20 protein-coding genes, 7 tRNA genes and 1 other RNA gene are annotated in these 19,453 nt (G+C 32.8%); 16 read left to right on the top strand and 12 right to left on the bottom strand.

Features of this window, described 5'->3' with window-relative positions:
- Positions 1–7: 7 nt before the first annotated feature.
- The gene (gene fabF / locus DRF61_RS07010; protein ID WP_111955414.1) at positions 8–1,252 is read right to left on the bottom strand and encodes a beta-ketoacyl-ACP synthase II; all 1,245 of its coding nucleotides are present in this window, start codon (positions 1,250–1,252) and stop codon (positions 8–10) included.
- Positions 1,253–1,286: 34 nt separating this feature from the next.
- Positions 1,287–1,526 carry an acyl carrier protein gene (locus DRF61_RS07005; protein ID WP_002976354.1) on the bottom strand — a complete coding sequence of 80 codons (240 nt, stop codon included), beginning with the start codon at positions 1,524–1,526 and terminating at the stop codon, positions 1,287–1,289.
- 630 nt (positions 1,527–2,156) lie between these two features.
- Here DRF61_RS07005 and DRF61_RS06995 point away from each other — a divergent pair.
- From DRF61_RS06995 to DRF61_RS06980, 3 genes are all read left to right on the top strand, one after another.
- Positions 2,157–3,509 (top strand): hypothetical protein, encoded by a 1,353-nt coding sequence (locus DRF61_RS06995; protein WP_111955410.1) that lies wholly within the window; start codon positions 2,157–2,159, stop codon positions 3,507–3,509.
- Between the two features lie 651 nt (positions 3,510–4,160).
- Positions 4,161–4,742 carry a hypothetical protein gene (locus DRF61_RS06985; protein WP_111955406.1) on the top strand — a complete coding sequence of 194 codons (582 nt, stop codon included), beginning with the start codon at positions 4,161–4,163 and terminating at the stop codon, positions 4,740–4,742.
- Positions 4,709–5,593 (top strand): tetratricopeptide repeat protein, encoded by an 885-nt coding sequence (locus tag DRF61_RS06980; RefSeq protein WP_111955404.1) that lies wholly within the window; start codon positions 4,709–4,711, stop codon positions 5,591–5,593. Before DRF61_RS06985 ends, DRF61_RS06980 begins: the two co-directional genes overlap by 34 nt.
- 874 nt (positions 5,594–6,467) lie before the next feature.
- On the opposite strand, the gene DRF61_RS06970 is transcribed toward DRF61_RS06980, so the two are convergent.
- From DRF61_RS06970 to DRF61_RS06960, 3 genes are all read right to left on the bottom strand, one after another.
- On the bottom strand, positions 6,468–6,899 hold the full coding sequence (locus tag DRF61_RS06970; protein ID WP_111955400.1) for a transposase: 432 nt from the start codon (positions 6,897–6,899) through the stop codon (positions 6,468–6,470).
- 103 nt (positions 6,900–7,002) lie between these two features.
- Positions 7,003–7,947: a hypothetical protein gene (locus DRF61_RS06965; protein WP_111955398.1), complete on the bottom strand. Its 945-nt coding sequence runs from the start codon at positions 7,945–7,947 to the stop codon at positions 7,003–7,005.
- A gap of 72 nt (positions 7,948–8,019) precedes the next feature.
- Positions 8,020–9,402 carry a sensor histidine kinase gene (locus DRF61_RS06960; RefSeq protein ID WP_111955396.1) on the bottom strand — a complete coding sequence of 461 codons (1,383 nt, stop codon included), beginning with the start codon at positions 9,400–9,402 and terminating at the stop codon, positions 8,020–8,022.
- 105 nt (positions 9,403–9,507) lie between these two features.
- Here DRF61_RS06960 and DRF61_RS06955 point away from each other — a divergent pair, with 105 nt between their 5' ends.
- Positions 9,508–10,152 carry a LuxR C-terminal-related transcriptional regulator gene (locus tag DRF61_RS06955; protein ID WP_111955394.1) on the top strand — a complete coding sequence of 215 codons (645 nt, stop codon included), beginning with the start codon at positions 9,508–9,510 and terminating at the stop codon, positions 10,150–10,152.
- A 156-nt stretch (positions 10,153–10,308) separates the two neighbouring features.
- Here DRF61_RS06955 and DRF61_RS06950 read toward each other — a convergent pair whose 3' ends face one another.
- From DRF61_RS06950 to ssrA, 7 genes are all read right to left on the bottom strand, one after another.
- The gene (locus tag DRF61_RS06950; protein WP_111955392.1) at positions 10,309–10,761 is read right to left on the bottom strand and encodes a DoxX family protein; all 453 of its coding nucleotides are present in this window, start codon (positions 10,759–10,761) and stop codon (positions 10,309–10,311) included.
- 54 nt (positions 10,762–10,815) lie between these two features.
- Complete coding sequence (locus DRF61_RS06945) at positions 10,816–11,274, bottom strand: DUF2269 family protein (RefSeq protein WP_111955390.1); 459 nt, start codon at positions 11,272–11,274, stop codon at positions 10,816–10,818.
- Between the two features lies 1 nt (position 11,275).
- Entirely contained in the window at positions 11,276–11,704 is a 429-nt protein-coding gene (locus tag DRF61_RS06940) for a DUF2141 domain-containing protein (protein WP_111955388.1), read from the bottom strand.
- 66 nt (positions 11,705–11,770) lie between these two features.
- The gene (locus DRF61_RS06935) at positions 11,771–12,337 is read right to left on the bottom strand and encodes a Crp/Fnr family transcriptional regulator (RefSeq protein WP_111955386.1); all 567 of its coding nucleotides are present in this window, start codon (positions 12,335–12,337) and stop codon (positions 11,771–11,773) included.
- Positions 12,338–12,573: 236 nt separating this feature from the next.
- Positions 12,574–13,047 carry an integrase core domain-containing protein gene (locus DRF61_RS06930; protein ID WP_157963369.1) on the bottom strand — a complete coding sequence of 158 codons (474 nt, stop codon included), beginning with the start codon at positions 13,045–13,047 and terminating at the stop codon, positions 12,574–12,576.
- Complete coding sequence (locus DRF61_RS06925) at positions 13,044–13,643, bottom strand: phage integrase SAM-like domain and Arm DNA-binding domain-containing protein (RefSeq protein ID WP_111955382.1); 600 nt, start codon at positions 13,641–13,643, stop codon at positions 13,044–13,046. The genes DRF61_RS06930 and DRF61_RS06925 overlap by 4 nt, the downstream gene beginning before the upstream one ends.
- A 248-nt stretch (positions 13,644–13,891) precedes the next feature.
- Positions 13,892–14,290: a transfer-messenger RNA gene (gene ssrA, locus DRF61_RS06920) on the bottom strand.
- A 273-nt stretch (positions 14,291–14,563) separates the two neighbouring features.
- Between ssrA and rpsU the strand changes: the two genes are divergently transcribed.
- From rpsU to DRF61_RS06860, 12 genes are all read left to right on the top strand, one after another.
- Positions 14,564–14,761, top strand: coding sequence for a 30S ribosomal protein S21 (rpsU, locus tag DRF61_RS06915; protein WP_034702010.1), 198 nt, complete (start codon positions 14,564–14,566; stop codon positions 14,759–14,761).
- 81 nt (positions 14,762–14,842) lie between these two features.
- Complete coding sequence (locus tag DRF61_RS06910; RefSeq protein ID WP_111955380.1) at positions 14,843–15,730, top strand: tyrosine-type recombinase/integrase; 888 nt, start codon at positions 14,843–14,845, stop codon at positions 15,728–15,730.
- Complete coding sequence (locus tag DRF61_RS06905; protein ID WP_111955378.1) at positions 15,727–16,017, top strand: HPF/RaiA family ribosome-associated protein; 291 nt, start codon at positions 15,727–15,729, stop codon at positions 16,015–16,017. Before DRF61_RS06910 ends, DRF61_RS06905 begins: the two co-directional genes overlap by 4 nt.
- 107 nt (positions 16,018–16,124) lie before the next feature.
- Positions 16,125–16,198 (top strand) — tRNA-Thr (locus DRF61_RS06900).
- A 19-nt stretch (positions 16,199–16,217) separates the two neighbouring features.
- Positions 16,218–16,298: transfer RNA gene (locus tag DRF61_RS06895), tRNA-Tyr, on the top strand.
- Positions 16,299–16,383: 85 nt separating this feature from the next.
- A tRNA-Gly gene (locus tag DRF61_RS06890) sits at positions 16,384–16,456 on the top strand.
- Between the two features lie 96 nt (positions 16,457–16,552).
- Positions 16,553–16,626 (top strand) — tRNA-Thr (locus DRF61_RS06885).
- 19 nt (positions 16,627–16,645) lie between these two features.
- Positions 16,646–16,726 (top strand) — tRNA-Tyr (locus tag DRF61_RS06880).
- An 87-nt stretch (positions 16,727–16,813) separates the two neighbouring features.
- Positions 16,814–16,886 (top strand) — tRNA-Gly (locus DRF61_RS06875).
- A gap of 42 nt (positions 16,887–16,928) precedes the next feature.
- Positions 16,929–17,000: transfer RNA gene (locus DRF61_RS06870), tRNA-Thr, on the top strand.
- A gap of 224 nt (positions 17,001–17,224) precedes the next feature.
- Positions 17,225–17,905 (top strand): response regulator transcription factor, encoded by a 681-nt coding sequence (locus DRF61_RS06865; protein ID WP_111955376.1) that lies wholly within the window; start codon positions 17,225–17,227, stop codon positions 17,903–17,905.
- Positions 17,906–19,276: an ATP-binding protein gene (locus DRF61_RS06860; RefSeq protein ID WP_111955374.1), complete on the top strand. Its 1,371-nt coding sequence runs from the start codon at positions 17,906–17,908 to the stop codon at positions 19,274–19,276.
- The last annotated feature ends 177 nt before the right edge of the window (positions 19,277–19,453 follow it).

Here is a 19,453-nt window from a genome sequence, read left to right as displayed (position 1 = left end):
ATTGAATTTAGATTTTCTTAAATAGAACGCAAGCGTTATGCCCGCCAAATCCAAAAGTATTGCTCATGGCTACTTTTACATCTTTCTTAACAGCGTTGTTGAATGTGAAATTCAGTCTGCTGTCAATATTTTCATCATCAGTAAAATGGTTGATGGTAGGCGGAACAATACCATGAATAATAGTTCCTAATGCAGCGATAGCTTCAATTACTCCGGCAGCTCCCAGAAGGTGTCCGGTCATTGATTTTGTAGAATTAATCTGAATATCAAAAGCGTGCTCGCCCAGTAATTTTGAAATTGCGTTGGATTCTGCAATATCTCCTAATGGAGTAGAGGTACCATGCATGTTGATATGGTCTACTTCATCAGCAGTTAAGCCTGCGTCTTCCAAACAGTTTTTCATTACCAGATAAGCTCCCAGTCCTTCAGGATGCGGGGCAGTCATGTGATGTGCATCTGCACTCATCCCGCCACCTTGTAATTCTGCATAAATTGTAGCACCACGTTTTACTGCGTGCTCATATTCCTCAAGGATGATACATCCTGCTCCTTCGCCCAACACAAAGCCATCTCTGTCTTTGTCAAAAGGTCTTGAAGCTGTTTTAGGATCGTCATTTCTTGTAGAAAGTGCCATCATCGCATTAAATCCACCGACACCACTTGCTGTTACGGCTGCTTCAGAGCCTCCGCATACAATAACATCTGCTTTTCCAAGCTGGATAATCATCTTGGAATCAATTAAAGCGTTGGCTGAAGATGCACAGGCAGATACCGTAGTATAATTCGGCCCGTGAAAGCCATACTCTATTGAAATATGTCCAGGAGTGATATCCGCGATCATCTTAGGAATAAAGAATGGGTTGAATCTTGGAATTTCCGTGTTCGCCCATCCTAAAACCTCAGTTTCGAAAGTTTCTAAACCTCCGATTCCTGACCCCCAGATTACACCGACTCTGTTTTTATCTACATTGTCTTCCATAATCCTGGAGTGTGCTACCGCTTCTCTTGCAGCTACCAGCCCAAGCTGGGTATTCCGGTCCATTTTTTTAGCTTCTTTCTTATCAAAATGCTGTAATGGATCGAAGCCTTTCACCTCGCAAGCGAATTTAGTTTTAAAGTTTTTGGCATCAAAAAGAGTAATCGGAGCAGCACCGCTCTCACCTTTAAGAAGATTTTCCCAGTATTCTTTTGCATTATTTCCAATCGGTGTTATTGCGCCAAAACCGGTTACAACTACTCTTTTTAATTCCATAAACTTTTAAAATTTTCTTTTTTGTTGAAGAATATTATTTATTTACTACTTCTTCGATGTAAGCGATAGCGTGCCCTACAGTAGTAATTTTTTCAGCCTGGTCATCAGGGATTTGAATATTGAATTCTTTTTCAAATTCCATGATTAACTCAACTGTATCCAATGAGTCAGCTCCTAAATCGTTAGTGAAGCTAGCTTCAGGAGTTACTTCTGTTTCTTCAACGTCAAGCTTATCAGCGATGATAGCTTTTACTCTTGATGCAATGTCTGACATAGTAAATTATTTTTTTAATTGTTAGATGGTGCAAATATATAAAATTCTTCACGATAAAACATTTTTTTAGTCTTTTTTGTGGACTAGAAGCTTTCATTTTAGTTTGTTTGGTTTTAGTCTTTTAGTTTTCAGATGGTTATGTTAGGGTGTCTGCTGATGCGAAATTGAAAAGTCATTGATTAAAATAATTCCATTCATTTTTTAAGCTCCTATTTTCCTTACTTATCAGCATCTTATTAAATTGAAATTATTCAGTAATTCTAAAGCTTGCATTGTTTTACCATAAAACTTATATACTATTCAAGATACTATTCTGTTTCTTATGCAGTAGTGTAAATCTGCTTTTTAATTTAAAAAATCCATTTTTAATGAAAATATAAGCTTCTGAAATAATCTTATATTCTAGATTTTTAAAGTTCAATTTTAATAATAATAAGAAAAGTTTCTCATTTTGAATGAGTTGGTCAATGTTGTGTGTTAGTGAATAATTGTTTTGATTTCCAGATAGTTGTAAAACTGGCGTAGATTTGAAGTAGCGCTTTTTTTGCATGTTGTCCGGATTTGAAATTTACTTTGCCAAAAATTATTCAAACAAAAAAGTTTAATTAATAACTTTTAATTTCAAACACTATGACGAAAAAATTATTATTAGCAGCAACTATTGCTGTCTCCTCTATTGCGTATGGACAGGTCGGAATCAATACCGCAACTCCCAAAGCAACGCTGGATGTAACATCCACGCCTGCAGATCTTACAAAAACTGATGGTTTTATTGCTCCAAGATTAACAGGAACTGAACTGAAAGCAAAAGATGCCAATTATGATGTTCCACAAACCGGAACCATTATTTATGTTACCCAAGCATTACTCCCTATTGATACAACAACAAAAACAGCCAATGTGACTGCTGTTGGTTATTATTATTTTGATGGTAGTTTATGGAAAGCCTTAACAAGCGGAGGTCAAGAGCCCTGGAACATTTCTGGAACCAATACCCAGGCTTCTGCCAATACCCAAGACATTTATCAGATGGGCAAAGTAGGAATTGGGGTTAATCCCGGAACTTCTCCGGCTGCTAATCTTCAGATTATGGAAACTACAAGCTCAGGAGATACGGGAAATTCAACAGGTGTTGACAATACATTAATTAGTAACAAGTTAGGATTTAAGTTTGGATTCAATAATCAAATCTATGACAGCTCTACATCCGGATCATTTTCAACCTATGGATTGAATAACTCTATTACTGCATCACCGGCATCTTCAGGGTCTTCTTCTTATTATGGTGTGAATAACTCGATTAACCTTAGTGATAGGAATATATCTCAAATGTATGCTTTTAGTACTTGGCCAACTATTACTGCAAACACTAATGATGTTACAGCATCGTATTTAAGATCTTATAATACCATTTTAATTGCAAGTGCTTCTGCTGGAAAATCACTTACTGTAAGCGGAGATATAAAAGGTGCACAATTGCGCGTAACTCTTGCAGGAGCGGGTAATATAACCTCTTTTGAAGCTATTGGTCTTGATGGAGCTTTGTATACTCAGGATGCAGGAGTCAGAAATATTACTTATGGAGCAGGATTGAGAAGCCAGATTAATTTGACGGGTACTGCGGCCAATAATAAGTTTACCAATCTTTATGGGCTTCACATCAATAGAGCTTCTAGGAATGCTACTCCTGCTAATGCATATGGTATTTATATTGACGACTTTACTTTTTCCGGAGGAACAGCTGCGACTAGTTACAACTTATATTCTAAAGGAGTGAGTACCAAAAACTATTTCGAAGGAAGAGTAGGTATCGGGGTTAATGCTCCCGCTGCACCACTTCATGTAGTAAAGCAGGCTTCAGATCTTACGCCTGCAATTATTGAGGGATGTAGTGACCTTCCAGATAACGCAGCAGCCATTGCAGCTGGGTTACCTATTGGGGCGTTGTACAGAACAGGTGATTTTCTAAAAGTGGTACACTAATTCTAGATTTTTTTTTTCATTTTTTACATATGTGTATTTGAATAGTGGCTGCTACAGCAGCCACTATTTTAAATTCTAAACAAAACTATGATCAGAATAAATAATAAAAAAAAGGTTGATCGCTGGATGTATTTTTATTTTTTCAGTATTTTATTAGAATTCTTTATATTGATAATGTCCTATTTACTTTGTGTAAGTTTCTTATACTTATATTGTATTCAGATTGTTATCTGTTTATTAATCATTTTTTTTCTGTTTCTGCTGCTTAATCTGAGATATATTGAAATAGAAAATTCTGAAGCAGTATTCAGTATAAAAGAATTTTATCCAATACGTATAGGATCCCTGTTGATGTTTTATAGGCAGGTAGAAATCCCTTTAACTGAAATTCATTCTGCCAAAGTGGATTTTGCAACAAAAAAACTTTTGATTTTTATTAATAGTAAAGCCGCCGAAAAAGTGGTAATCCAAATTTTTGTATTACAGTATATGACAGAGGGTAATTTACATACAATCAATAAATCTCTGAAAGATTCATTATAATGATTTACTATACATTATTTAGAATGCAAATTAAATGATATGGTTTTATTTAATTAAAGTGAAGTCTTTTTTTTAACTTTACTTACATCATAAATATGCATTAATACTATGTTGAAAAAAATACTTTTTCTGCTTTTCACAATTTCTGTTTCTGTACATCTTTTAGGACAAAAATATACCCCAAAAGAAATAGATAGTCTTGGTAAAATAGCAGCTTTTAGTATGACCAATAAAAAGGAAGCTTTACAACTGCTTTTTAAATACGTTGATATTGCTGGTGAAAGTGGGTATGAGAAGGAAGAAATGTATGCAATGTATCGTGCTTTAACTGTTTATTATGATATGGCAGAATACGAAAAACTAATAGAATATTCTCTAAGACTGGAAGATTATGCTCATAAACTTGGTTATCCGTTTTTTGAAATGCTGGCTATTCGTATGAGGGCAATATCTTATATGAAGTTGGGAGTTTATAATAAATCGGAAAGTTTGTTGAAGCAAGCCCTTGAAAAAGCCTCAAAACTAAAAGGAGATGAGATGTTTGCGGGAAAAGGATCATTATTTAGTGATCTGGTTATCCTCAAAAGTGAAATGAGATTATCTTATGATAAAAGTACATTAGTTTATCTTAAAGAAAGTTTGAAGTGGTATAATAAATGCAGGATAAAGATAAAAAAGAAATATCCTTAATTCCAATGTATTCTAATATAGGGATGTATTTTTCCGAAGTTCATCAACTTGATTCTGCACGTTACTATAGCCGCAAAGCATTGAGGCTTTCCATTTCAAGAAAAGATACGGTAAATGTGGGTTTTATTTTTAGTAATATGGGTTCTTATTATTATAAGAGTGATGAACAGGATAGTGCTCTTTTCTATTTAAAGAAAGCTTTACCTATTACAAAATTGAGTGCAAGACCTTATCAATTGAAGGATGTTTATGATAATCTTGCTCTTGTTTATGAAAAACAAAAAGATTATAAAAATTCCTTGTTTTACAGAAATAAATATAAAAAACTTGATGACAGCTTGCGCAATGTCGAAAAAATGGCTGTAAATAAAGAATCAATACGGGATAACGAAACAAGTAAACAGCAATCCGGTAGATTTTATATTATTTTAGGGCTTATTTTAAGTGTCTTATTGATCATGGTCTATTATGCAGTAAGATATTTTAAAAGATACCGAAAAGAAAGAAAGGAGAAGAAACAAAAGGAAGTGGTGATTTCTGATTTGGAAGATAAAATGAATGATGCTTTTGAAGAAGTAGTTCAATTAGCAAAATCAGATGATCCTGCTTTTCTTTTAAGATTTAAAGAGATTTATCCGGAATTTTATAAAAAACTATCAGAAACGTATCCTTTTCTCACTTCAGGACAGCTTAAATTTTGTGCATTGCTCCGTCTCAATTTTTCTACTAAAGAAATTGCTCATTATAATCACCTGACTATTCGGGGAATTGAAACCAAAAAAAACAGATTAAGGAAACAACTGGATATTCCTTCGCATGAAGACCTCAATAACTGGATGATGAAATTTTGAAAATTTCGTTTTAATATCTATATGGTATAACAAAATAAAAAAAGGACCTTGGAAAAGGACCTTTTTTATTAAAAGTGGAGTTGGAGGGATTCGAACCGTCTCTTTAAACCTCTTTATTTATCAACATTTTTTTAAGTTGAGCTCAGTCTACTCACCGAATTACTCATTTTGAAAATGTAGGTTTTTAATTCATTTTACAAATCAAAGATAATAACTTATTTTGTATTTTAATATGAGGCTGTCTCAAAAGTACCCCCTCTCTCGGACTCCTGTCTGACAACTTTTGTCATTTAGAAGATTCTCAGAGTATTAGTTTACCTTTTGAGACAGCCTCATCAAAGTTTTATGGAAGATTAGAAATGGCTTCCGGCGTTCATACGTTAAGTCTCGTAAAAAGTAAATCGAAAATCGCAAAACGATTCTTCTTTTTAATCCGAGGTTTACCGAATTTTCTCAAAGAGACTTGTTAAATATCTCTTTGAAATTAGTCCTGCCGTTACCTTAGTAGTAGCATACTGTTTATTTAAATTCTTTTATAAATTAAGTATCTACTTATTAACTAGGTCCGATAAAATTCTTTTCCACTTTGTTATAGTGTTCCTACTTAATTTATAGTGGTTGGCCAACTGAGTATTATTTAAATTCTTTTTCTTTTGAAATTTTAGAATTTCAATAATTGTTTCCTTATCATAAGAACGATATCTCTGATTCAAACGGGTATTTTTATTATTGTTTCCTAAAATGAGATTATTTATTTTAATGACATCAAATTTTGACAGGAAGTCCTTAGATAATATTCTTCGACACAATTCTTTTTTTTCAGGATGTTTTAATTCTATTAAATCCGAATAAATTTTTTTGTAGTCTGGCAGAGTTATTTTTTGTTGCCGTATTTTTCTATCCATTTATGCAAAGTCGTTTTAGGTATTTTATACTCGCTCATAATTTGCAATTTAGTTTTTTGCTCGGTATCAATAAGTTCAACTATAAAATCTATTATTTCTTTAGTATATAGATTTTTTCTAAATGAAGGTAATGTAGATTTTGAGTTGTATTTAGAAGAAAATTCTATTTTTTGAGGTGGAGCATAAAGTATAAGATGATGAGAATAAATTCTGAAAAAATCATACTTCAATAATTTACTCCATTTCAAGAGGATACTTGTTTCCAAGTCTTCCTGCTCAAACATATTAGTGATTTCTTTTTCAGTACACTTCAAAAAATTACAAGATCTTTCAATCGAAAAATCTTTTTCTTTAAATTTCTTATGAATTAATTTTCCAATATGTATGTTTTTAAAGTCCATGTTGAGCTTTTAAAATAATGCTATTGTTGTGAACATTCAACACAACAATAGCATATTTCTATATAATTATTTGTGTTTATAATTTTTATATTAAGACTTTCACTTAATTATTATAGTCAGAAACTCGTATAACATGGATACTGAGTGTCCCGGTAGCAGCGGAAGGTCCTGCAAGTGTATTTGTAAGTTCTTCAGGACTAACATAGTAGCCGGATGTGCTTACGTACGGAACAAAATTCACCACATTATCTTCTTTTACAATAATATTTCCCACTGCAATTCCGCTCGTTCTTTGTTGCCCGGTGCCTAATCTGGCATTTATAACATCAGTGTTATGTGTAACGTTAGAAGAATAAGATCCTGCTGGGCTATTCATAAAATTAAGTCCCATATTATAAGAAACCTGGCTACCAAGTCTATCTGGAAGATTTGGGTTATTAGCTCCATCCCCGGCAACATCCCTCATATAAATAAAATTAAATTGAATAATAATATTGTAAACGCCTGATTTTAAGAATTTTGCACCTCTGTTTAAAGCGGGGTCTCCAGGTCTGGTTGTCACATATGGAGAACTATTAAATATACTTTCTGTCCCATTTACAAAATATATATTTGATTGAACGTTTGGATTGTTGTAATCTGTCTCGGAGCCACCTGTAAAATTCCCAATTCCCATATTAGTGGAAGAATAACTTGCAGAATATAAAGCAGAATTAATTGAGTTATTAAATTGATTAACATTGTACCATTTATCAACGGATGCTAAGTAATAATATACTCCAGAATCTAAAATAAGACTTGTCCTATCAATAGGGGCTGTCGGTTTTGAAATAACAAAAGCGAGTAATCCATTTTGATCAGGTGTAACATTCATCGCTTGTACTTCATCTCCCGTTAAACGAGGAATTAGTAATCCTTGAGGAGTTGATGATGAAGTGTTTTTTACAACATCTAAAGTAGATTTGGGGGCGCTTGTATTAATTCCTACTTGAGAATATACGACATTGAAGATTGAAATTAAACTAATTGATAATAATTTTGTTTTCATTATAAATTCATATTTATGTTTACAAAGTTATAATATAAACAAGTGTGAGAACACCGGTAAAAGGGGGGGTATTTAGCCCCCCTCTTTTGGGGGGTAGGAATAAGGAAAGTATCCACGTACTTTTGTTCCATTTAAAATAGAGTATTTTATCTCTCCTTGCAATTTGTTAATTCTGTTTTGAATGATTGATAACCCCAATCCTTTATTTCTAGATATGTCATAATCAAACCCCTTCCCATTATCTTGTATAGAAAAATTACAGACTGTTTCATCAAAACCTATTTGAATGGAAATCTCATCACATTTGGAATGCTTGATGGAGTTTCCTATAATTTCATTTAATATGAAATAAAATTCTTTCGCTTGGTATTTTGTAAGATATTTATTAATATGTATTCTGTCGATATTAATAAATATTTGTAAGGAAGACGTTTTATAATGTTGTTGTAAAGCGTCTAAAAAATAGAGGATATCATAATTATCCTCATGGTCTCCAGAATATAATTTTTGAATATAATCTCTTACCTGAATATAGATGCTATTGATTTCACTTTCCAGATCTTTAAGGAATTCTTTCTCTTTAAGATTTTGTGTCTGTAGTCTTTTATCATTAATATAAAATTTTAGACCACTAATTGTATTGCTTATACCATCATGAATATCATTTGAAATTTTTAACCTCTCCGTTTGTTTACTCTCATGGATTACTTGTTGTCTTTCCATTTCTTGTAGCAAAAGTTTTTTTTCGATAGAGGTGTTTTTTTCAATAGTACTCAGTTTCTCATCCCAGTCGTTTTTTGCTTTCATGCATAAAGCTAACATAAACATCATCAATTCTAAGAACCAGCCTATACAAAGAATTGAAAAATTGGTGAGCCCATAAAAATTTTTATCAGGGGAGTTAAAAAAAAGACCGAGAGTATTAAAAATCAAAAACAAGAAACTTCCTATATACAAAAATCTATAATATATAAAAACACGGTTTTTATACAGATTTTGTATAAATAAACAAACGACAATAAATAAGAATATTGAAATAGGTGCAAAAATGTACCCAAAAAAGATTTTATACTCAGGGAGTACGATTTGAAAGCCCATATAAATAATAAATGCAAGCCCATGTAATACCTGAGTAATAATTGCTAGCTGTCTAAAAAGACCTTCTTTTTCTTTAAAATCTATAGTAATATAGATAAAACGGACATATAAAATAAGACTACTCCAATAAAAAACTTCACTTATAATATATAAAAATAAAGGGTCTTGAGTATATTTGGGGATAAGGATAAATTCTTTTAAAAAAATATAACCCAGGGTCACCCATAAAAAATTTCTATATCTTTTTAAAGCTTCATCTTTTATATACAAATAATAAAAAGTGAAGAAAACAACGGCAATCGTAATTGCGCCAAAAGCCATATAGGGAACGATACTGTCTATTTTTACATCACTCATAATGAATTTTTTACAAATCTAATTAAGTTAAATAAAATAATATCTTTAAGGTGAGGTGAATAAAATAAATATTTTATAGCTTTGTTTATATTTATTCTTTAATTTATGTTTGCCGTTATTATTGATGACCATAAGATGATTGCTGAAGCTATAAGAAACAGCCTCCTTTCACAGAATATAGCGTCAGAAATACGTATTTATAATAAGGCAACAAGTTTTTTTAATGAAAAAAATAATTCAAAACTTCCAGACCTAATAATTACAGACCTTTTAATGCCGGAACTCAGCGGAGTAGAGTTGTTAAAGTCATACCAGGAATATTTTTTATTAAAAAAACATTCAGATTATAAGCTAATTGTCCTTTCCTCTATCTCGGATCCAATGACTGTAAAAATGGCCATTAGGTATGGAGCTAATGCTTATATGAGTAAAGAATCTTCTATAGAAGAACTTATTGACGCTATTAGTGATTGTCTAGATGGGAAAAAGTATATTGGGAAAACCCTTAGAGGAAATATTTTAAATTCTTTCTTTAATGATGAGCAGATTATTTATCACCTTTCACCCAGAGAAAAGGATGTGCTTAAGCTTATATGCTCTGGGAAAACAATTAAAGAAGTGGCTAATGAAATGCACCTTAGTTATCATACTGTAAAAAGCTATCATAAAAATATCATGAAAAAATTTAAGGTCAATCGAACTTTTGATCTTATTGTTTTTGCTATGAAAAATGGATTTTATCAGCCTTAAATATTTATATAAAATTTTAAATTAAATGCTATATAAAATAGGATCTAGGGAAGCAGAATTAGAATAACTATCAATTTAAAAACTAGCATATAATGTCATCATTTTTTTGTATTTCTTATGAAAAGTGGATGTAAATTGATGAAAAAATGTAGCATTTTATTTTTTGTAAACAAAATAATAAGTCCAAAATATCAATAACAGTTGAAATGGAATCCTAAACCATAAATATGAAATGCCATTTCCATCAAAAGTGCCCGTTTGATAATTTAAATGTTTGATCGAGGAATAAATATTGGAAGGCAATATTAAAATAAAAAAGGATATCAATAAAACGGCAGTAATGATTCTAATATTTGGAATGAATATTCCTATTGCTGCTGCAATTTCAATAAAACCTGTTATATAGATTATTATTTCTCTAAAAGGAATTATGTCTGGCAGCATTAATGACATCCCTTTGGCATACAAAAAATGTCCCAATGCAGTAAATAGTAGCATTAAAGATAAAGCCAACCTCCCTGCCAATAAATGGTTAGAGTTTTTATGAATGAGTTTCATAATTATAATTGAAATGGAAAAAACTCCCAGTAATATAAATAATGGTTTCATTTTTTTAATTTTTTTCTAGATGATCAATAACGAATTTGTTACTAGTTAGTTTATTTAAAGGATTATATTACTTGGTTTGAAAACCATAAGAGTAACAATTATTAGGGCTATGATAATCAAAATTATCCCAACAATTGTTTGTTTTTTTTCGGCTTTATAATATGATTTGGGATCTAAATCATATCTTTCAAGCATTTTTATTTGATTAGAAAGAGCTGAAGAATATAAACCAAGACCAACAATTCCCATCATACTAAAAAGAAGTAAGGAAAAAAATAGCCAATCTATGTTTAGTGGGTTAATCCCTCTGATATAGCACATACATAATCCGGTAAAGAGACTAATAAAATAAGCAGGATTAGCAATTTTCTCATCTAAAAATTTTATTCCTTTTAATGAAAATAAAAGATATTGTTGTTGCTTACTCCTCTGTAGCCAAATAAAATAAGATAAATTACTGCCTATTGCGATAATTACAGATAAAATATGTAATAATTTTAAAAATAAATACATATTATGGTTGGATTAAGGTTATTTCGATTTCTTGATTTGCATTTAAAACAAAACTACATTTATCAAAGGAAGGGGCAGATAAAAATGGTTTCACATTATTTGAAAACGCATAAGGCTCTATAGGTTTTCCTAAAATATTTTTATCTAATTTTCCATTTTTATTTACATCTTGGAAAAGGGCGATAGCATAATTATTTTTAGGCAAATCTTCCCACGACACTTTTAATAAAGAGGAGACGGGCGTTTTTTTTATTGTTCTAAAAGTACTTCCAATTTGTCCAAACTTTTTGGAACTATCATATAAACCAATAAAAATATCACCATTGCTTTGTATATTATTTATAGTTAAAGAAAGAGTGAATTTTTTAGGAGAAAAAAGAGGAAGAGGAAATAAAAGAGCCAGAATTGGTAATTGAAATAATTTTTTCATGACGTTGTTGTTTAAAATTATTTCACAAAATTATTTTAACTATGTCTTCAAATCAATGAACAAATGTTAATAAATCTGTTTTCTTATTCTGCTAAGTGATTGTGGACGAATACCAATATAAGATGCTAGATATTTTAAAGGGATGTTTTGTACCAATTGAGGCTGTTCCTCGAATAAATCTAAATATCTTTGTTTAGCCGAATTTTCAAGAAGGCACAATTCTCTTTTCATTTTTTTTAAATATAATTCTTCTGCTATCATTCTTCCAACCCTATTTCCTATTGTTGTAGTAGCATAAATATTCTGTAAGTCGTCATAAGATACCCTCCATAAAGTACAATCTGTAATTGTTTCTATATTATATAATGATGGTTTTTGTTTTATAAATGAATCGTATCCACTAACAAAATTATTTTCAAATGCAAAAGCAAAAGTAAAATCATATTCTATTTTTGGAATGTTAAATCTCAATATTCCGGATTCTATAAAAGATAAATATTTTTCGATTTTACCCTTTTCTAATAAAATTCCTTTTTTGGGAAAGTTTACCTTCGATAACTTTGAAGAGAAAATTTCCCAATCATTCTCTGATATGTCAACGATATTTGACAAGTGGTTTTTTATATTCTCCATGCTTTTTTTAATTAAACATTAGCATATAGATTATTAAGGGAATAAAGTTTTAATTATATAATTGAAGATGATTTCAAACAAGGGATATATACAAAGCTATCAAATAAAAAGAAAAAAGAGACTGTTTAAATCATAAATAATAAAAAAAGAAATAATATAGTAAAAGAACTTTAATTTTTTCCAAACTCCATGCAAGATTTTGTAAGCTCTAACTTCTACCCGTCAATAGTACCAATCTAAAATAGAGAAATTTGCTTTTTTGATTGCATTTCGATGAACTCATTTGGGGTTAGATTTCCTAATGAGCTATGCGGTCTGTAATCATTATAATCCAACTTCCATGCATTTAATTTTTTCTGTGCATCATGAAGCGACAAAACCCAATTTACGCTTAGGCATTCATCCCTCAATGAACCGTTAAAGCTCTCTATAGATTCATTGTCAGTAGGTTTTCCAGGTCTGGAGAATTCCAATTCTATGTTCTTTTCATAAGCCCATCTATCCAATTCTTTGCTGATAAATTCAGGACCATTATCTATTTTGATACGCTCGGGAAAAACCTTCTCTTCAAAGGTAATGTTTTTTAATATTTCCGTGACGTTTTCTCCCTTGATTGAAATTTCCGCCTCAATGGCCAAGCATTTTCGACTATAATTATCAACTAAAGTCAAAAGCCTAAATCTCTTCCCATCAAACAAGGCATCGCTCATGAAATCCATTCATTGTTGAGACAAATATTAATTATTTTTTGAAAATTTCTAATATACTTTACAGCAGAATTATTTGAGCAGTTTCTTACAGTTCTCAAATAAAACTCATAATCTGCAACGAATCCGGCATTAATATGACGGACATCAATGTCACTGATATTAAATTTCCATTTCAGAAATGCCTGAGTATGTCGTAATGATGTTTCATACCGTTTCCACGTTCCTTTAGAAAATTCTCTATCTATAAGTCCCTTTACCTTTGAGTTATGTTCAATAAGAGTAATTTTTCTTTCCTCAATTTCTAAATATTTGTTTCGGAGATTTTCACAAGTTATCTCTTTGCCTTCGTTATACAAGGAATTATAGCATTCAAATAATTTAGCTCTGAAACTTTCCAATAAGGAGTTTAATTGTTTACCATTGGGACTATTGCCTGATACTTTTCCTAATTTTATACTCCATTGAGGGGTTTTTACCGTTTGTCCTGTTGAAATCTCTGTTCGTCTTCCGGCAACAGTGATTCTCATGTAAATTGTAGATAATTCAGGGTTGTTCTTTGCCTTTTTGGCATAAAACAGTAAGCTGTAGGTTTGCATAATATTTTAATTTTAAAGGTTAATAATATTGCTGAACCTTTAAACCTACAAGATGTTGAATCAATGAACAGGCTGATGAATAAGCTGTTTAATGAGAATTCGGTGAGTCAAAATGCTGCCTAAAGAAGACTCACCGAATGACTCACGTTCGATTTGTATTTCTTTGGTATATTTTGATAACTCAAAAAAACAAAAAAGCCCTTAAATACTAGGATTTAAAGGCTTTTAGATTAATTTGGTTTCTCACCTGGTGGAGTTGGAGGGATTCGAACCCTCGTCCAAACAAGCAATACATAAGATTTCTACATGCTTATTCTACCATTGGTTTTCGACTGGAGGCAGAGGGAAGACACCCAACTTCCAGCTTATCTTCTGAAGTTTTCGAGTTTCAGCCAAAGCATCTGAAACCTTATTCCTGCATTCCTATATCCCAGAATCAAACGCCGCAGAACAGAGCATTTGTGAGATATCTTGCTTCCTTACTATCTTCAGGAAAACGCTTGATCTACTATACTTCGATATTAAGCTGCAAGAGCGAACTCTTCGTTGCCAGTTAAAGTTGTGTAGCAAGGGATTAAAGAGATCGCGCTACGGTTCTCTGCATGCTTACTTACCCATTGATCTTGCTGTCGAAACCAGTCAACCCCATGAATAAAGTAGCTACAAAGATAGGGATTTTTGTTTACATATAGTTCATAATATGACATACTTTTCAGATAATCCCCAGTATGTTTATATTGCTGTTATTAGTAATATAACGGATAATAGAGGGGACTCAAAATTTTAAAAATAGCATACTTGTCCACATTATTGTATCTGATTGTAGATAACTTATAATGGGTTTTTTAAAGAAAGTGGAGCTAAATTTTGCAGTTTAATAAAAAATGTCTAGTTTTGCAATCCAAAATGAGATGTAAAATATGTTAATAATTCCAGTAAAAGATGGGGAATCCATCGACAGAGCTTTAAAAAAATATAAAAGAAAATTTGATAAAACGGGTACAGTTCGTCAATTGAGATCTAGACAAGCGTTTATTAAGCCTTCTGTAACTTTAAGACAAGCTAGACTAAAGGCCGCTTACAAACAAAGAGGACTTAGCAAGGAAGAGCAGGCTTAAGATTTTTCTTAACCACATACTAAATTCACTTCTTAAATACGTATATTTGAGAGGTGAATTTTTGTTTTTATACCTTATGTAATGTTAGATAAGTATTTAGAATATTTACAGTTCGAAAAGAGGTATTCGCCTCACACTATTACAAGTTACCGAAAAGATCTTGAAGACTTTTCCCATTTCTACCTTAAAACAGAAGCTTCTGAAGATATTTCCAAGGCTGATAAAAAAGTAATCAGAAATTTTATCGTCGAATTAAGCGAAAATAATATTTCAAAAAGAAGCATCAATAGAAAATTATCATCCCTCAGAAGTTTTTATTTATTCCTTTTAAAGGTCGGTGAAATTAAAGTCTCTCCCACGGAAAGTATATCTTCCCTTAAGTTTTACGCTGAAAAACAGATTCCTATCTCACAGGAAGAAATGCAGGCGCTCAGTGACGGTGTTCTGATAGATCAACCCGATATTCTGGAAAAATGTATTATAGAGGTATTATACCAGACTGGAATGCGTAAAGCTGAGCTTTGTGGCCTGATGTTTGAACACGTTAACCTAGAAGGAAATGAGCTCAAGGTAATAGGAAAAGGAAATAAAGAACGTTTTATTCCCATTTCCGCAGACCTCTCAAATCTGCTTAGAAGTTACCTGGAAATAAGGAAACCTAATACCGAATATAAAACCTATTTTTTCATCAATAAAAAGGGTAAAAAACTCAATGAAAAATTTGTTTATGTGGTAGTTAATAAGTACCTTAGTCTTGTAACAACGAAAGAAAAAAGAAGTCCTCACATCCTTCGGCATAGCTTTGCTACACACGTTTTGGATAATGGGGCGGAGATCTCCAAAGTAAAAAAAATATTAGGGCATTCCAGTCTTGCAAGTACTCAAGTCTATACGAATGCTAATATTGAACAATTGAAAAAAGTGTTTAATCAGGCTCATCCTCGAGCATCTAAAAAAGAAGAATTATGAAGATCACAGTTCAATCAATTGGTTTAACTCCACACGAACCATTAGAATCACACATTGACAAAAAAGTAAGCAAATTGGAAACCTTTTATGATAAAATTCATGAGTGTAAGGTGTTCTTAAAAGTTGAAAATAACTCTGATAGAAACAACAAAACTGCCGAGCTTATTTTAGCCGTCCCAGGCGACGATATCGTTGTAAAAAAGACGTCTGAAACTTTTGAAGAAAGTTTAGACCTATGTGTTGATACTGCTAAAAAGCTATTAATCAAGAAAAAAGAAATGGCGTAGTAAAAAAAGTTTAAAAAAGTTATAGAAAAGTTTGAGAATTCAAAAAATCCGTTCTATATTTGCACTCGCAAAAAGGGAACAGCGATCTTTTGAATTCTTTTTTATATGCCTCCATAGCTCAGTTGGCCAGAGCACGTGATTTGTAATCTCGGGGTCGTGGGTTCGAATCCCTCTGGAGGCTCTTTTTAATATAAACATGAGGGGAGATTCCAGAGTGGCTAAATGGGACTGACTGTAACTCAGTTGCTTCGGCTTCGTAGGTTCGAATCCTGCTCTCCCCACATTTTATATTAGATGGAAATTTGTGTATCTAAAGGATTTTTCCTAAGTTTGCACAGCATTACCAATAGTTTTGGAAACAAAATTGCGGAAGTAGCTCAGTTGGTAGAGCGTCAGCCTTCCAAGCTGAATGTCGCGGGTTCGACCCCCGTCTTCCGCTCAAAATAGATCACTCTGCTAGAGGGTGATTTTTTTTTAACTGCTGAAAAGCATAGAGTAGATTCTCTCTAAAGCCTTCAGTTTACATTTTAAAATTGCCTCCATAGCTCAGTTGGCCAGAGCACGTGATTTGTAATCTCGGGGTCGTGGGTTCGAATCCCTCTGGAGGCTCAATTTTAATATAACATGAGGGGAGATTCCAGAGTGGCTAAATGGGACTGACTGTAACTCAGTTGCTTCGGCTTCGTAGGTTCGAATCCTGCTCTCCCCACATTTATATTAATAAAAAAAGTTTTGTAGATTTAAAAGGATTTTCCTAGATTTGCACAGCGTTACCAATAGTTTTGGAAACAAAATTGCGGAAGTAGCTCAGTTGGTAGAGCGTCAGCCTTCCAAGCTGAATGTCGCGGGTTCGACCCCCGTCTTCCGCTCAAAGAAAATCACGCTAATTAGTGTGATTTTTTTGCTTCAATGCCGACTTAGCTCAGCGGTAGAGTGCTTCCTTGGTAAGGAAGAGGTCACGGGTTCAAGTCCCGTAGTTGGCTCTCTATATTTCCCGAATCTTTTCGGGATTTTTTTTTACCCTAAAATCTAGTTTTAAGTCTGGTTTATAGTATGCCTCCCAGAAATCTTCAGCAACAAAAAAACAATAATTACTCCTTTTTTTGTAAAAATTTACCTTAAAATTTAATTAAATCTGTCCATCAGCCTTCAATGGATAATACAGGAACATAAAAATTTCGTTAAATTCGTATAAAATAAGATTTTGATGAATATTCTTTTATTGGAAGACGACCTCATTCTTTCGGCGGAGCTTTGCCGGTTTTTAGAATCGAACAGCTTCACCTGTGATAAGATCTATGATGGTGAAACCTTTCTCCGGCAAATCAAGAACAATACGTATGACCTGTATCTGCTCGACATCAATGTTCCCAAGATAAATGGGCTTGACGTTTGCCAGACCATCCGTTCTTTCGATAAAAATACTCCCATCATCATTATCTCGGCTTACGGAGACATTTCTGATAAAAAAGATGCGTTTACCAGACTTGCAGATGATTACCTGGTGAAGCCTTTCCAGTTTGAAGAGCTGCTGCTGAGAATCAATTCGCTGCTAAGGAGAAAGTCCCCGTCCGATGCTGCAGACCAGGATATCATCAGGGTAGACGACCTTATCATCAATAAAACTGAACAGAAAGTCTATAGAGCAGGCAATGAAATAGCCCTTACTCTTAAGGAATTTCAGCTTCTGGTCTATCTTGCAGAGGCGCAGGGAAGAACCGTTTCCAAGCAGCAGATCACGGAACATGTGTGGGAACATAATTTTAATACGAATACCAATACGGTAGAAGTCTACATCAATTTTTTGAGAAAAAAGATCGATAAGGATTTTAAACTTAAACTTATCCACACCCGTTCTGGTTTCGGATATTACCTAAGCCCATTATAAATGTCTTTAAAAAGAAAGATAGCATTAACATTAAGTATCGCTTTTTCCCTGCTTTTTGCAATGGTGATGGCGGTGATCTATCTATCTTTTAATGATTTTAGAAGAGACGAGTTCAAAGAAAGATTCAGACAGCGCCTTGAATTTACTTCACACTTCATTTCAAAGTCCAGGAATTTCGAAGAAGAAGCACCTATTTTTTTTAACGAAAATTCAGACAATATCCTTCTCAATGAAACAATCTTAATTTTCAATGCAGACAAAGAACTGGTCTACAGTACAATCAAAGACCGGAATGTAACCTGGGATAATGCGCTTCTCAAAGAGCTGGATGAAAAGAAGATCATATACAGTGAAAAAACTGTTCCGGAGATCTATGCAGCACTTCGAAACATCAATGGGGAGAATTACTACATTCTTACCAGTGCTTTTGATACCAATGGGAAATCGAAACTCGAATACCTTAAATATCTTCTGATCACAGCTTATGTAATGAGTACCCTTCTCATCGGTTTTTTCAGTTATTATTTCATGGGGCAGTTCCTGCGTCCGTTGGAAGATCTGAATACCGAAATTTCCGAAGTTACTGCTCATAAACTTACCACACAGATCCCGGTCCAGGAGTCTGATGATGAGATTAATGTTTTAGCCAAATCCTTTAATACCATGATTGCAAGGTTGGATGATGTCTTTCAGTCACAGAAAGATTTTACGGCAAGTGCATCACATGAAATCAGGACTCCTATTACAAGAATGGCATTTCAGCTGGAAAACCTGATCAAATTTGAAAAGCACTCTCCTGAAACCCTTGCTTCTTTAAAACAGATTCAACGGGATGTGTATCAGTTGTCGGATCTTACCAATTCCCTTTTATTGCTTACAAAATTCGACAAAGAGAATATTCAGAGCATTTATGAAGAAGTAAGGATTGATGAAGTTATTTTTGAAGCCTTCGAAGCAGTAGAAAAAAGTTATCCCACTTTGAAGCTGGATTTTCTGATCTCTGAAGATACTTCGGAAAACGGACTGCTTACGATTAGTGGCATCCATTCTCTTTTAGTCATTGTCTTTATCAATCTTTTTAAAAACGCAGCCGTATATTCTGATGATGCAGAAGTGGATGTTTTGATAAGAGAAACCAATGATCAGCTTACGGTTGATGTTATTTCTCATGGAGATACCATACCTGAAGAAGAGCAGGCAAAACTGTTTGAAGCTTTTATGAGAGGTAATAATTCTCAAAATATTTCCGGTTCGGGTCTTGGACTTCGAATTGTTAAACGAATCCTGGAGTATCACAACGCAAGAATCAAATATTCTTCCCCGGCTGAAAGTACAAATAAATTTAGCATCATATTTAATAAACAGCCTTAGTTGCGCTTTTTATAATCTATAGTTTAAAAACACATACTTATTCTTATTCCTATTCCCGACCTTAATATGGTTTAAAAGGGTAAGTTTTTAAATAAATTTCGTATTCCTAAACCAAATTTAATTTTTTTTTAAGGCTTCTTTAAGGCCCTTTTAATCATGTAAAGGCAATTTTGTATC

This window comes from Chryseobacterium lathyri (assembly GCF_003290185.1).
Lineage (GTDB): Bacteria > Bacteroidota > Bacteroidia > Flavobacteriales > Weeksellaceae > Chryseobacterium > Chryseobacterium lathyri.
This window is presented reverse-complemented; position numbering and strand designations above follow the sequence as displayed.